Source organism: Actinoplanes missouriensis 431 (genome assembly GCF_000284295.1).
Classification (GTDB): Bacteria; Actinomycetota; Actinomycetes; order Mycobacteriales; family Micromonosporaceae; genus Actinoplanes; species Actinoplanes missouriensis.
Window position 1 is genome coordinate 6966721 of the sequence record NC_017093.1, and the last position, 13838, is coordinate 6980558.

Here is a 13838-nt window from a genome sequence, read left to right on the forward strand (position 1 = left end):
CATGATCCACGCTTCGTCACTCACCGGGAATCCAATTTCTAGGCCGCGGTGAGGACGAAAACGGGGATCAGCCGATCCGTCTTCGTCTGGTACTCGGCGTACGGCGGGTAGGCGGCGACCGCCCGCTCCCACCAGATCTCGCGCTCCTGGCCCTCCAGCTCGCGGGCCGTGTAGTCGCGTTTCACCTCGCCGTCCTGGAGCTCGACGTGCGGGTTCTTGCGGATGTTGTAGACCCAGACCGGGTTCTTCGGGGCGCCGCCGAGCGAGCCGACGACCGCGTACTCACCGTCGTGCTCGACCCGCATCAGCGCGGTCTTGCGCAGTGCTCCGGTCTTCGCGCCGATCGAGCTCAGCACGATGATCGGCATTCCCTGGATGTCATTGGCCTGTTCGCCATTGGTCTCTTCGTACTTCTCGGCCTGCTTGCGCGCCCAGTCGGACGTGCTGGGGAGGTATTCACCAGTCAACGGCATGATCCCGAGTCTATGAAGCGCACCCGAACCGCACCAGCGCGCTGACCGGAGCGCACTCGGCGCCCCGGACCGTGGTGATAGCCCGGCCAAAGGTCGGACCTACTAGCGAAGGCGGGTTCACGTGCGGCTTCTCACCGGCACCCTGGCCATCTCCCTGGCCACCGGCCTCGGCGCGGTCGCATTGCCCGGCATCTCCTACGCGGGCGTGCCGGCGACGGTGAGCGCGGCGCATCCGGCACGGGTCGTGGGCACCAGCGTGGACGCCTTCGGCCGCCCGGTCGTGGCCGTCCACGAGGCCACCGACCGCCGGGAGACCGCCGAACTGCTGGCCGAACTGCCGAACGCGCAGCTCGACGTCCCGGTGCGGGTGGCCGGCTCGGACCCGTACCGGTCCCAGCAGTGGGCGCTGCCGAAGATCAAGGCGACCACCGCATGGACGACGTCGACGGGCGCCGGCGTCACCGTCGCGGTGATCGACACCGGGGTGGACGCGAACCACCCCGACCTCACCGGCAAGGTGCTCCCCGGCTACGACATGATCAACAAGGTGGCCGGCGGGACCACCGACGGCAACGGGCACGGCACCCACGTCGCCGGCATCATCGGCGCGGCCACCGGCAACGGCATCGGGATCTCCGGAGTCGCCCCGGACGCCGCGATCCTGCCGGTGCGGGTCTTCGACGCCAAGGGCGCGGGGTACATGTCCGACGTCGCGGAGAGCATCGTCTGGGCCGCCGACCACGGCGCCGACGTGATCAACATGTCCCTCGGCTCCACCGGGAAGCTCGACGCGCTGGCCGACGCGGTCACCTACGCCCGGGGCAAGGGCGTCACGGTGGTCGCCGCCGCCGGCAACGAGCGGCAGAAGGGCAGCCCGGTCAGCTACCCGGCCGCCTACCCCGGAGTGATCGCGGTCGCCGCGACCACCGCCGCCGACACCTACGCGTCGTTCTCCAACGCCGGCGGCTACGTCGACGTCGCCGCCCCCGGCGACGCCATCGTCAGCACGTACCCCACCGCCCTGGCCGGCGGCGAGTACGTCGCGATGAGCGGCACCTCGATGGCGTCCCCGCACGTCGCCGCGGTGGCCGCCCAGCTGAAGGCGTACCAGCCGGCGCTCGGCCCGGACCAGGTCGAGAAGATCCTCGAGGCCACCGCGGTCGACCTGGGCGCCACCGGGTTCGACACCACCTACGGCAACGGCCGGATCGACGCGGCCGCCGCGCTCGACGCCGCCGGCCAGTTCGTCACCGCGAACGTCAGCACCCGGACCGTCACCTACGGCGCCCGGACCAGCACCACGTTCACCGCCACGTCGGCCGGCCGGCCGCTCGCCGGCACGACCGTCTCGGCGTGCCTCTCAATCGCCGGGGCGGCCTGGTCCTGCACGCCGGTGACCACGAACGCGGCGGGCGCCTACACCCTCACCCGGGCCGCGGACGCCACCTACAAGGCCCGCCTCCTCGTACCCTCGACGACGGACTTCGCCGCGGCCTCGGCCACCGCGAGCTACACGGCGAAGGCCAAGGTCACCGCGGTGCGCAGCACGAAGGGCGCGATCACGGTCAAGGTGACCGGCGCGTCCGGGCAGACCATGACGGTGCAGCGGTACGTCAGCAGGAAGTGGAAGACCGTACGCACGTTCCGCTCGACCGCGACCCGGAAGGTGACCGGCCTGGTCGGCGGCGGAACCTACCGCGTGGTCGTCGCCGGGACCAAACGAGTCGCGGGCGTGACCAGCGGCACGGTGAAAGCATGACCCTTTCCCCTACGTGAATACGGTTTACTTCAGGCCATGGGCATCATCTCCCGCGGCTTCGGCGGGCGGCGGCGTGAGTCGCTGCCCGGCCTGCCGCCCGGCCAGTACCTGACTCACGACTTCCCGGTGCTCTCCGCCGGGCCGACACCGCGCATCCCGCTCGACAGGTGGAAGTTCACGATCACCACCGAGACCGGTGAGAAGCACTCCTGGGACTGGAAGGAGTTCACCGCGCTGCCGGCCGAGGAGTTCACGGTCGACATCCACTGCGTCACCAAGTGGTCCAAGCTCGGCACCACGTGGAAAGGCGTCGCGCTGGACACCCTCTTCGAGGACGTGGAGTCGGCCGCCGACTACACGATGGCGCACAGCTACGGCGGCTACACCACGAACGTGCCGCTCGACGACCTGCTCGAGGGAAAGGCGTGGCTCGTCTACGAGTTCGACGGCGAGCCCCTGCACCCCGAGCACGGCGGGCCGGTCCGCCTGCTCGTGCCGCACCTCTACTTCTGGAAGTCCGCGATATGGGTCAACGGACTCCAGATGATCAATGAGGACGAGCCCGGCTTCTGGGAGGCCGGCGGCTATCACATGTACGGCGACCCGTGGCGTGAGCAGCGCTACCAGGGAGACTGACCGCTGTCATGAAGAACCGGATCAGCTGGCGGGTCGCCACCGTCTCGTCGGCACGCTGGGAGACCGCCTCGGCCCGTACCCTCGTGCTCGACGTGCCGGACTGGCCGGGCCACCTGCCCGGCCAGCACATCGACGTCCGGCTCACCGCCGAGGACGGGTACACCGCGCAACGCAGCTACTCGATCGCCTCCGCCTGGACGCCGGCGCCTTCCGCGACCGGGGCCGGCTCTGCCGGGGCGCCGGGGACCGTCGAGCTGACGATCCAGCGGCTCGACGACGGTGAGGTGTCGCCGTACCTGACCGACGTGGTCGAGCCCGGCGACCAGATCGAGCTGCGCGGCCCGGTGGGCGGCTGGTTCGTCTGGCGCGAGAAGCAGACCGCGCCGGTGCTGCTGATCGCCGGCGGCTCCGGCATCGTGCCGCTGATGGCGATGATCCGGGCCCGCGGCGAGGCACGCGGCCGCCAGCCGTTCCGGCTGATCTATTCGGTGCGCACGCCGGAGGACGCCGCCTACGCCGACGAGCTGCGCTTGCGGGTACGCGAGAATCCCGGCCTGGACGTGCATTTCGTCTACACCCGGAAGGCTCCGGACGGCTGGCCCACCCCGCCGAAACGGATCGACGTCGCGGCGATCAACTCGCACGGCTGGCCACCGGACTTCCAGCCGGACTGCTACGTCTGCGGCCCGACCAGCTTCGTCGAGACCGCCGCCGACATCCTGGTGGCGCTGGGCCACGACCCGAAGCGCATCCGCACCGAGCGCTTCGGAGGCGCCTGATGGAGATCGACGGGAACGCGCTCGCCGGTGACCTGTCCGAGGTCTTCGCCACGGACGCGACGGTCGCCGTCTTCACCTGCGCCGGCTGCGGCCACGCCGGCGCGGTGGCGACCCTGCGGGTGTGGGGGCCGGCGCCGGGAGCGGTCGGCCGCTGCCCCAGCTGCACCGACGTGATCCTGAGGCTGGTCCGCACCCCGTCCCGGCTGATCCTCACTCTGACCGGCGCCACCCGCCTCGAGCTGCCCCTCGACGCCTGAGCGGAAGCCGCGCGGTCCAGGGTTCCGGCCGGGGGCGACGAGGTCCGGGCGGGTGGGTGCTCCCGGCGCACCAGCGCTGAAGTCGGCCGACAGCAGCGGACGGGCGCACCAGCGCTGATGTCAGCTGACTTCCAGTAGGAGGGCTTGCTCCGGAGCAAGCAGCGGACACGGCAAACCGGCCTCGGCCAGCACCCGTCCCGGGAGCGTCACCTCACCCGCTGCCAGCCACGCCGGTGGGGTGTCCTGGACCGTCTTCGGTGGGGGGCCGATCGGGCGGACCGTGTAGAGCCGGTTCGGATCCAGGCCGGGGAAACGGATCGGCGGGGGCAGCGCGGTGCTCGGCGAACCGACCGCGACCAGGGCGTACACCGCCTCGGAGCGGTCCCGGGCCACCACCCCGTGTAGGCGGAACGCCGGGTCGGCGGCGTCGGCGCGGACCACCGTGCCGGTGTGCAGCAGCGGGCGCAGGCGCTTGTGCTCGGCGATCCAGGCGGCGATCAGGGCGCGCTCCGGCGGTGACGCGGTGGTCAGGTTCCACTCGATGCCGGCGCTGCCGAACAGGGCCGTGGCCAGGCGGAAGCCGAGCGCCGAGTGCCGGCCGGTGACATGCGCGGTGGCGTCGCCCAGGTGGCCGCCGAGGTATTCCGGCGGGATCAGGACGCTGGTCCAGCGCTGGATCCGCTGCCGGTCGAGCGGGTCGTTGGTGTCCGAGGTCCAGAACCGGTCGACCAGGTCGAGGATGCCGAGGTCGATCCGGGCGCCGCCGGAGGCGCAGCTCTCGATCTCCACGTGCGGGAACTCGGCGCGCAGCGAGGCGAGGAGCCGGTACAGCGCCCGGGTCTGCCGGTGTGCGGCGCCGGGCGTCAGCAGGTCGCGGTTGTGGTCCCACTTCAGGAACGCGATCGGGTACTCGGTGAGCAGCGCGGCGAGCCGTTCCCGCAGGTGGGCGTAGGCGTCCGGGTTGCCCAGGTCGAGCACGCGCTGCCAGCGCCAGGTCGGCCCGGAAGCGCCGCCGAGGATCCAGGACGGGTGTTCCCGGGCCAGCACGGAGTCCGGGCTGATCATCTCGGGTTCGACCCAGAGGCCGAAGTCCATGCCGGCGGCGTGCACGCGGGAGATCAGAGGGTGCAGGCCATCCGGCCAGACGGCCGGGTCCACGTACCAGTCGCCGAGGGCGCGCTTGTCGTCGCGGCGGCCGGTGAACCAGCCGTCGTCGAGCACGAACCGCTCGACCCCGGCATCGGCTGCCGCGTCGACCAGACGGGAGAGGACCGGCAGGTCGTGGTCGAAGTAGACCGCCTCCCAGGTGTTCAGCACGACCGGCCGGGGCAGGCGCAGCGCGGAACGGGAGCGGATCCACGGGTGCAGCCGGTCGGAGAGCCCGTCGATGCCGGTCTCCGAGTGGACCGCGACGAGCCACGGGGTCTCGTAGGACTCCCCCGGCGCGAGCCGGATCTCGCCGGGGGCGAGCAGTTCGCCGCCCCCGAGGGTGCCGGGGCCGAGCGCCGAGCGTTCCGCGACGAGCCGCTTGTCACCGCTCCACGCCAGGTGGACGGCCCAGAGGCGGCCGCGCCGGAAGCCGAAGCCGGGCTCGCCGGCCATCAGCAGGAACGCGTCGTCGTGTCCGGGACGGCCGTGCCGGCTCTCCCGGCTCCAGACGCCGTGCCGCAGCGGGGCGCGCTGCGGCTGCCGCTCGTGCGCCCACAGCCCGGTGAAGTCGAGCAGCTCGGCGGCGTCGGCGGGGATGGGGAGCGCGATGTCGAGCCCGGCGAGATCGAATGCGGTCGCGCCGCGGTTGACCAGCACGTGCCGCACGCGCAGGACGCCTTCCGCGGACAACTCCAGCTCGGTCGTCAGTTCGAGCGAACCGTCGGCGCTCTCCCCCCGTACCCACGCAATCGGGTCTTGATCGTGGAGCTCGACCAGGCGGAAAGCCGGCGCCGGAACGCCCTGCCGGTGGCCCTCCACGGTCTGCCGGCCACTCCATCCGTCGGCGAGCGACGACCACAGGGACAACCGCAGGGGTACGTCGATCGAGCTGGGCGGGATCGCCGGAACCGACGCGTCGGCGAGCGCGGCGAGTGCCGTCTCGTCGAGGTCGCCCAGGTCCGAACCCCAATGAATGATCGCTGGAACGCCACCGCGGGCGTCCAGCACAAGGCTGGCGCCCGCGGCGCGGAGGTGGAGCACGGTCACTCGGCGACCGGAATCGACTGCGACTTGAGGGTCTCGACGGTCGAGGTCTGCGCCTTCTTCAGCGCGTCGAGCAGGGTGCCGCTGCCGGACACGGCGGCCTTGAAGCCGTCCGAGGTGGTGGTGTAGGTCGAGGTCATCGTCGGTCCCCAGACGAAGTCGGACGCGACCTGGGTGGAGGCCTGCGCGAAGACATCGTAGATCGGCTGGCCGCCGTAGAACTCGACTCCCTGCTTCAGGGCGGGCAGCGACGCCCCGGCCTTGGTCGCCGGGTAGAGCTGCGCCTCCTTGTTGAGCAGGGTCAGCGCCTCCTCGCTGGTGTTCAGCCAGAGAGCGAACTTGGCCGCCTCGTACGGGTGCTTCGAGCCCTTGAAGACCGCGGTGGCCGAGCCGCCCCAGTTACCGGCGACGTTGCCACCGGCGGTCCACTGCGGCATCGGGGCGACCGCCCACTTGCCCGAGGTGTCCGGCGCGCCCGACATGATCGAGTTGGCGCCCCACACCGCGGAGACCCAGGTCCACGCCTTGCTGGTGTTGTACGCGTTGTCCCACTCGGTGGTCCACGGCGGAACCGTCGAGACGAGCTTCTTGTCGAGCAGGCCCTGCCAGTAGTTCGCGACCTTGGTGGTGTTCTCGTCGGCCAGGTTCACGGTCCACTTGGAGCCGTCGTTGCTGAACCAGCGGCCACCCGCCTGCCAGGAGAGGCCGGCGAACTGGTTGATGTCGCTCTGCGAGAAGTTGGTGATGTACCCACCGGCGGCCTTCACCTTCTCGGCCGCCGCGGCGTACTCGTCCCAGGTGGTCGGCACCGGGATGTTGTTCTTCTCGAACAGGTCCTTGCGGTAGAAGAGCGCCATGGGGCCCGCGTCCTGCGGGACGCCGTAGACCGAGTTCTCCTCGCCGAAGGTGACCTGTCCCCAGGTCCAGTCGACGAACTTGTCCTTCGCGGCGGTCACCTCGTCGCAGGCGGCCAGGTTCTCCAGGCCGTCCTGGACGCGGAAGCTGGGCAGCGCGTCGTACTCGATGTGGCCGAGGTCGGGCGCGTTGCCGGCCTTCAGCTGGTTGAAGAAGTTCTGGTAGGTGCCGCCGTTGCCGTTCGGGCCGGTCTGCACCTTGACCTGGATGTTCGGGTTCGCGGCGTTCCAGACCTTCACCACGTTCTCGATACCGGGGATCCAGGTGGTGTAGTTCAGCGTGACCGGGCCGGAGGAGGGAGCGCAGCTCGCCGCGCCGGCCGCACCCGTCGTCTCCTCGTCACCGCCGGAGGAGCAGGCGGTCAGGGCGAGTGCTGAGGTCAGCACGACGCCGAGGGAGCGCATGGGAAAACGCATCATTTTCCTCTTTCTGCGGGGTTTTTTCTTCGGGTGAGAGGGGGGTGTTACTTGATGGCGCCCGAGCCGAGGCCGTTGCGCCAGAACCGCTGGAGGAGCAGGAACGCGATCACCAGCGGGATGATCGAGACGAACGCGCCGGACAGCACCAGCATCCGCAGCTCGGGGATCTGGTTGACCTGCGTGTTCCAGCTGTAGAGGCCGAGGGTGACCGGGAAGAGCCGCTCGTTGCCGAGCATGATCAGCGGCAGCAGGAAGTTGTTCCAGACCGCGACGAAGTGGAACAGGAAGATCGTCACGAGGGCCGGGAACATCAGCTTGGTGGAGACCGTGAAGAACGTCCGCACCTCGCCGGAGCCGTCCAGCCGGGCAGCTTCGAGAAGCTCGTCCGGCACGCTCGCGGTGGCGTAGATCCGGGCCAGATAGACGCCGAACGGGTTCACCAGGCTGGGCAGGAAGACCGACCAGAAGGTGTTCGTCGCGTTGAGCTGGCTGAAGATCAGGAAGAGCGGCAGGGCGAGCGCGGTGAACGGCACCAGAACACCGCTCAGCACCACGTTGAAGATCGCCTCCCGGCCCGGGAAGCGGTACTTCGCGAGGGCGTACCCGCACATCGCGGCGAGGACCGTGCCGAGCAGGGCCGCGCCACCGGTGTAGAGGACGCTGTTCAGCATCCAGCGCAGGAACACGCCGTCGCCGTACGCGAAGAGCTCCTTGAGGTTGTCGACCAGGGCGAAGTCGGCGAACCAGAGCGCGTCGGTGCTGCTGAACTGGGCCCGGCTCTTGGTGGCGGCGACCAGCAGCCACCAGATCGGGATCAGGAAGTAGAGGGTGCAGGCGCCCATCACGATCATGGGTGCGATGCGGTTCGCGTTTTTCACTTCTCGCCTCCGCGCTGGGTCACCTTCAGGAAGGCGAAGGACAGCAGGCACGTGGCGAGCGCCAGCACGACCGAGAACGCCGCCGCCAGGTTGAAGTTCGGGATGGAGGAGGTGGAGTAGACGGTCAGGTTCGGCGTGTACGTGCTGGACACCGCCGAGCTGAACGTCCGGAAGACCGCGGGCTCGGCGAGCAGCTGCAGCGTTCCGATGATCGAGAAGACGGTGGTCAGCACGATCGCCGGCATCACCAGCGGGATCTTGATGGACCACGCGGTACGGAACGCCCCGGCGCCGTCGAGCTTGGCCGCCTCGTACACCTCCTGCGGGATCGCCAGCAGCGAGGAGTAGATGATCAGCATGTTGTAGCCGACGTAGACCCAGGTCACGACGTTCGCCATGGACCAGAGCACGAGGTCCGCGCTCAGCAGGTCGACGGCGCTCGTGACGCTCTGGAACGGCGACAGGTTCGGCGAGTAGAGGAAGCCCCACATGATCGCCGCGACCACGCCCGGCACGGCGTACGGGACGAAGAACGCGAGCCGGAAGAACCGGCGCCCGCGCACCAGACCGGAGTCGAGCAGCAGCGCCAGCACCAGGGCCAGCCCGAGCATGACCGGGACCTGGACGACGCCGAACAGCAGCACCCGGCCGATCGACTCCCAGAACGGGCCGTCGGAGAACACCCGCTGGTACTGATCCAGTCCGCCGAAGACCTCGCGGGCCGGACCGAACGTGCCGGTGCGCTCGACCTTGTAGAGGGACTGCTTGATCGCGTACAGGATCGGCGCGAGGTAGAAGGCCGCGAAGAGCAGGCCGAACGGGAGGATGAAGAAAAGCAGGGCGCCCAGGGGCTTCTTCCTGGTCATGCCGTCACCTCCCGGATAACCGCCGTCTGTCCTGCTCCGACGTTGCTGATCTCGGTGTCGGTCACGAGGTCGTGACCGGTTTCGATCGCCACGGGCTGCGTGCCGTGGTTGATCACGAAGAGATAGGAGCGGCCGTCGCCGGAGCGCCGGACCACCTCGACGTCGCCGTTCGATTCCGGGCCGGCCGCCGTGACGCCGGCGGCGGTCACCGCGTCCCGGACCAGCTCGCGCAGGCCACGCGGGTCGAGCTCGGTCGCGACGTACCAGGCGTTGCCGTTGCGGGTGATCGCCGGGACGCCGGGCATCGGCCCGTCGGTGTAGGTGGCGACGGTCTCCGCCGTGGTGGTGCGCAGGCGCTCGGTCCACGTCGTCCCGGTCGCGCCGTTGGAGAGCCTGACCTGGTGGCCCGGCAGCAGCGGGGCGAACTCCTCGCCGTGAACGCCGAGCACGTCCTTGAACGCCCCCGGATAGCCGCCGAGGCGGATCCGGTCCCGCTCGTCGACGATCCCGGAGAAGAACGTGACGAGGAGGCTCCCGCCGTTCTCGACGTACGCCGCCATCCGCTCCGCGGCCTCGTCGCTCACCATGTAGAGGCACGGCACCACGACCAGCTTGTACTTCTCGAGGTCCGCGCCGGGGGCGACCACGTCGGTGGTGACGCCGAGCTCACGCAGCGCCCGGTGCGCGCGGTGGACCTGGTCGAGATAGGTGACCGCCTGCGACGGGCGGGCCTCGCCCTCCGCCGACCACCAGGACTCCCAGCTGAAGACCAGCGCGACGTCCGACTCGACCTCGGTGCCGGCCACCTCGCCGATCCGGTCCAGGGTCTCGGAGAGCCGCAGCACCTCCCGCCAGGCGACGGTGTCGGTGCCGGCGTGCGGCAGCAGCGCGGAGTGGAACTTCTCGGCGCCCTGCGCGGAGGCCCGCCACTGGAAGAAGCAGAGGGAGTCGGCGCCCCGGGCCACGTGGGTCAGCGAGTTACGGATCATCTCGCCCGGCGCCTTGGTCAGGTTGTGCGGCTGCCAGTTCACCGCGCCGGCCGCCTGCTCCATGAGCATCCACGGCTTGCCGCCGGCCAGGCCACGGGTCAGGTCGGCGGCGAAGGAGAGCTCCGCGACCGGGTCGCCGAGGCGGTGGTCGAGGTAGTGGTCGTTCGCGACGACGTCCATCTCCGGCGCCCAGGACCAGTAGTCGAGGTTGCGGATGTGTGCGGTGACCATGAAGTTCGTGGTCACCTTGATGTCCGAGTGACGGCGCAGGATCTCCGCCTCGGCGCGGTAGTAGCCGAGCAGCTCGTCGGAGCTGAACCGGTGGAAGTCGACGATCTGGGCCGGGTTGCGCAGCGAGAGCGCCAGCCGCGGCGGCTGGATCTCCGACCAGTCGCCGTACCGCTGGCTCCAGAACGACGTGCCCCAGGCCTCGTTCAGCGTCTCGATCTTGCGGTAGCGCTCGCGCAGCCAGCCCCGGAAGGCCTCGGCGCTCGCGTCGCAGTAGCAGAGCGCGTTGTGGCAGCCCAGCTCGTTCGAGACGTGCCAGAGCGCGACGGCGGGGTGGCTGCCGTACCGCTGGGCGACCTGCTCGACCAGGGCGAGCGCCTTCTCCCGGAAGACCGGCGAACTCGGGCACCAGGCCTGGCGGCCGCCGGGGAACCGGATCGTCCCGTCGGCCGCGGCCGGCAGGATCTCCGGGTACAGGGTGCTGAGCCACGGCGGCGGGCTGCTCGTTCCCGTACCCAGATTGACCTGGATCCCGTTCTCGTGCAGCAGGCCGATGACCTCGTCGAGGTCGTCGAAGTGGTACCGGCCGGGGCTCGGCTCCACGTTCGACCAGCCGAAGATGTTGACGGCCACCAGGTCGACGCCGGCCTGACGCATGAGCGCGACATCCTCGCGCCACACGTCGGGCGACCATTGTTCCGGGTTGTAGTCACAGCCGAGGCTGATCCCGGTCTTCCGCTTAAACATAAAACTCCTGGTCACAGGTGTGTGCACGTGCACACATTTCCGGGGACCTAAGTGTCCGTTACGGATGTGTGAACGTGCACACAGTAGGAGTGGCCTGGCACTCAGTCAATAGGCCCGGCGCTACATTGATCGCATGTCCAGGCCTCAGAAGCGCGCCACGGTCCACGACATCGCCGCCGCGGCCGGTGTCTCCCGCGGCACCGTGAGCCGCGTGCTGAACGGCGGATACGTCTCCGCCGAGGCCCGCGCCGCGATCGAGGCGGCCATCCTCGAAGTCGGTTACGTGCCGAACAACGCGGCCCGGACGCTGAAGATGCGCCGCTCGCAGGCCGTCGGCTTCGTCGCTCTGGAGCCGCATTCACTCTTCCTCGACGACCCGAACATCGGCTCGATCATGCTCGGCGCGAACGCCGCGCTCTCCCTCGCCGACCACCAGATGGTCAGCCTGGTGGTGGAGTCCCAGCGCGACACCGAGCGGGTCGCGCGGTACCTCAGCGGAGGTTTCGTCGACGGCGCCATCGTCGTGTCGGCCCGGACCCGGGACCCGATCATCAAGGTAATCGCCGACCTGGGCCTTCCGGCGGCATTCGTCGGTCATCCACCCGAGTTGAGCGACAACATCCCGTTCGTCGGGATAGACAACGTGGGCTCGGCCCAGGCGATCACAGCCCGCCTCGCCGCCAGCGGCCGCCGCCGCATCGGCATGATCGCCGCCGCGCTCGACCGGGACTCCGGCATCGACCGATTGACAGGCTTCAAAACCGCATTGGGTACGGGGTACGACCCCGCCCTGGTCGCCGACGTCCCGCACTACGACTACGGGTCCGGCGCCAAGGGGATGCGCCTGCTGCTCGAACGTGAACCGTCGATCGACGGCGTCTTCGCCGCGTCGGACGCCATCGCGGCCGGGGCCCTGGAAACGCTGCGGGAAGCCGGACGCAGCGTGCCCGGGGACGTCGGGGTCGTCGGGTTCGACGACAGCACGTGGGCGGTGCGGTGCCAGCCGCAGCTGTCCACGGTGCATCAGCCGGCGAAGGAGCTGGGGTCGTACGCGGCGCAGCTGGTGCTGCGGCAGTTGCGGGGGGAGACGCTGGAGCCGGGCGGGCAGATGCTGCCGACGCCGATCGTGTGGCGGGACTCGGCGTGAGGGGTGGCGGGCGCGCGATCCGGCGGGCGCAGGCCCGCCCTCCCTGGGGGCTCCCCCATTGGCCAGTGTGACGCGGACTGACGATCTTCGCGGGCCGGCCTGTGCACAACCCGCACCTGTGGACAGCACGCGGAATCGCCCGCAGGCTGCTAGCCCCGGAAGCTGGACCGCAGCCGGTCGGCAAGTTTCGTCGGGGGCGGAGGCGGCAGCGGGCGCTGCACGGCGGGCCGCTCCGACCGGCCGATCGGACGATCGTAATCGGTCGCCGCGATCGTCTCGATGATCTGCTCCTCGGTGAAGTGCTCGGAGCCGGGAATCGTCTCGACGAAGCCGACGAGCACACCATTGCGCATGACCTGTGCCTGCAAGCCGGCGGCGCCGACCTCCCACTCCGCCTCGCGCCCGTCGGCGAGCACGACCCGGATGCCATAACCGGTGCCACCGGCACGCGGGAGCCGCACATGGGCGAAAACGTTGCGGTCCCGCAAGATCTGGACCAAGCGGCGGGCCCGGTTCTCTTCCATGAACACGACCGTAGCCCGCGGATCTGAAGACACGCTGAAGATCGGCATGATGCCGGTAACGGAATGAACATGTAACATCACCAGCGGCCATAGCCCCAGGTCACATCGATGCATGTTACTACTCTGTAACAGGAATGTCACCGGATTCCTTTTCTCACCTCGGTGACTTACTGTGCGGTAACCGAAGCGCTTCGGGCCCTGAAGTCCCCACGTGGATATCGGAGGCCATCGATGAGAGCGGCTACCGTCCTCGCCAGTCTCGTCACGTCCGCACTGAGCCTCGTCCTGCTCGCCGCGCCCGCCCAGGCAGCGAGCACCGTCGATTACGTCGCCCTCGGCGACTCCTACTCCTCCGGCGTCGGCGCACCCGGTCAATCCGGCACCTGCCTGCGCAGCAACAACAGCTACGCGGCACAGTGGGCCGCCCGGAACTCGCCCGCGTCGTTCCAGTTCCTGGCGTGCGGCGGCGCCGTCACCGACGACATCGTGAACACCCAGGCGCCGGCCATGCGCAGCGGCGCCGACCTGGTCAGCATCACGATCGGCGGCAACGACGCGGGCTTCGCGCCGACCGTCATCACGTGCCTCACGTCGAGCGACTCGACCTGTGCCGCCAAGGTCGAGTCAGGCAAGGCGTACGTGCGGAACACCCTCCCCGGCAAACTCGACGCGGCGTACCGGGCGATCCGGGCGAAGGCTCCGGATGCGCGGGTGGTGGTCCTGTCGTACCCGCTGATCTTCGACACCTCGTCGCTGTTCTGCGAGATGAGCGTCGCGAAACGGCGGTCGCTGAACAGTGGTGCGCAGGCCCTCGACGACATGATCCGGAGCCGGGCCGAGGCGATCGGGTTCGTCTACTCCGAGGTGCGTGACGAGTTCAGCGGTCACGGAGTGTGCTCGTCACGGCCGTACCTCAACGGGCTCACCGTGATCCCGCCGCAGAATTCCTACCACCCCAACACCAACGGCTACACGTACGGCTACCTGCCCGCTCTCACCTCCTCCGCCTCCTGACACCGTCGCCGATC

Annotated in this window: 13 protein-coding genes; 6 read left to right on the plus strand and 7 right to left on the minus strand. The window is 69.7% G+C overall.

The window, feature by feature from the left end:
* Positions 1–38 precede the first annotated feature (38 nt).
* Positions 39–473: a nitroreductase family deazaflavin-dependent oxidoreductase gene (locus tag AMIS_RS31905; RefSeq protein WP_014446583.1), complete on the minus strand. Its 435-nt coding sequence runs from the start codon at positions 471–473 to the stop codon at positions 39–41.
* Between the two features lie 121 nt (positions 474–594).
* On the opposite strand from AMIS_RS31905, the gene AMIS_RS31910 reads away from it, so the two are divergent.
* The 4 genes from AMIS_RS31910 to AMIS_RS31925 are packed head-to-tail and all read left to right on the plus strand — an operon-like array spanning position 595 to position 3904.
* Complete coding sequence (locus AMIS_RS31910; protein WP_014446584.1) at positions 595–2232, plus strand: S8 family peptidase; 1638 nt, start codon at positions 595–597, stop codon at positions 2230–2232.
* A 36-nt stretch (positions 2233–2268) separates the two neighbouring features.
* The gene (locus AMIS_RS31915) at positions 2269–2868 is read left to right on the plus strand and encodes a sulfite oxidase-like oxidoreductase (protein WP_014446585.1); all 600 of its coding nucleotides are present in this window, start codon (positions 2269–2271) and stop codon (positions 2866–2868) included.
* Positions 2869–2876: 8 nt separating this feature from the next.
* Positions 2877–3647, plus strand: a complete 771-nt coding sequence (locus AMIS_RS31920) for a ferredoxin reductase (protein WP_014446586.1) — start codon at positions 2877–2879, stop codon at positions 3645–3647.
* Positions 3647–3904 carry a DUF6510 family protein gene (locus AMIS_RS31925; protein WP_014446587.1) on the plus strand — a complete coding sequence of 86 codons (258 nt, stop codon included), beginning with the start codon at positions 3647–3649 and terminating at the stop codon, positions 3902–3904. The genes AMIS_RS31920 and AMIS_RS31925 overlap by 1 nt, the downstream gene beginning before the upstream one ends.
* A gap of 120 nt (positions 3905–4024) precedes the next feature.
* Here AMIS_RS31925 and AMIS_RS31930 read toward each other — a convergent pair whose 3' ends face one another.
* The 5 genes from AMIS_RS31930 to AMIS_RS31950 are packed head-to-tail and all read right to left on the minus strand — an operon-like array spanning position 4025 to position 11139.
* Entirely contained in the window at positions 4025–6100 is a 2076-nt protein-coding gene (locus AMIS_RS31930; protein WP_014446588.1) for an alpha-galactosidase, read from the minus strand.
* On the minus strand, positions 6097–7431 hold the full coding sequence (locus AMIS_RS31935; protein WP_014446589.1) for an ABC transporter substrate-binding protein: 1335 nt from the start codon (positions 7429–7431) through the stop codon (positions 6097–6099). The genes AMIS_RS31930 and AMIS_RS31935 overlap by 4 nt, the downstream gene beginning before the upstream one ends.
* A 44-nt stretch (positions 7432–7475) precedes the next feature.
* On the minus strand, positions 7476–8309 hold the full coding sequence (locus tag AMIS_RS31940; protein ID WP_231859133.1) for a carbohydrate ABC transporter permease: 834 nt from the start codon (positions 8307–8309) through the stop codon (positions 7476–7478).
* Entirely contained in the window at positions 8306–9175 is an 870-nt protein-coding gene (locus AMIS_RS31945) for a carbohydrate ABC transporter permease (RefSeq protein WP_014446591.1), read from the minus strand. The genes AMIS_RS31940 and AMIS_RS31945 overlap by 4 nt, the downstream gene beginning before the upstream one ends.
* Positions 9172–11139, minus strand: a complete 1968-nt coding sequence (locus AMIS_RS31950; RefSeq protein ID WP_014446592.1) for a beta-galactosidase — start codon at positions 11137–11139, stop codon at positions 9172–9174. The genes AMIS_RS31945 and AMIS_RS31950 overlap by 4 nt, the downstream gene beginning before the upstream one ends.
* A gap of 133 nt (positions 11140–11272) precedes the next feature.
* Between AMIS_RS31950 and AMIS_RS31955 the strand changes: the two genes are divergently transcribed.
* On the plus strand, positions 11273–12286 hold the full coding sequence (locus AMIS_RS31955) for a LacI family DNA-binding transcriptional regulator (protein WP_014446593.1): 1014 nt from the start codon (positions 11273–11275) through the stop codon (positions 12284–12286).
* 149 nt (positions 12287–12435) lie between these two features.
* On the opposite strand, the gene AMIS_RS31960 is transcribed toward AMIS_RS31955, so the two are convergent.
* Positions 12436–12924, minus strand: a complete 489-nt coding sequence (locus AMIS_RS31960) for a hypothetical protein (protein WP_014446594.1) — start codon at positions 12922–12924, stop codon at positions 12436–12438.
* Positions 12925–13041: 117 nt separating this feature from the next.
* On the opposite strand from AMIS_RS31960, the gene AMIS_RS31965 reads away from it, so the two are divergent.
* A complete protein-coding gene (locus tag AMIS_RS31965; RefSeq protein ID WP_014446595.1) occupies positions 13042–13824 on the plus strand; it encodes an SGNH/GDSL hydrolase family protein in 783 nt (260 codons plus the stop codon).
* Positions 13825–13838: the final 14 nt, after the last annotated feature.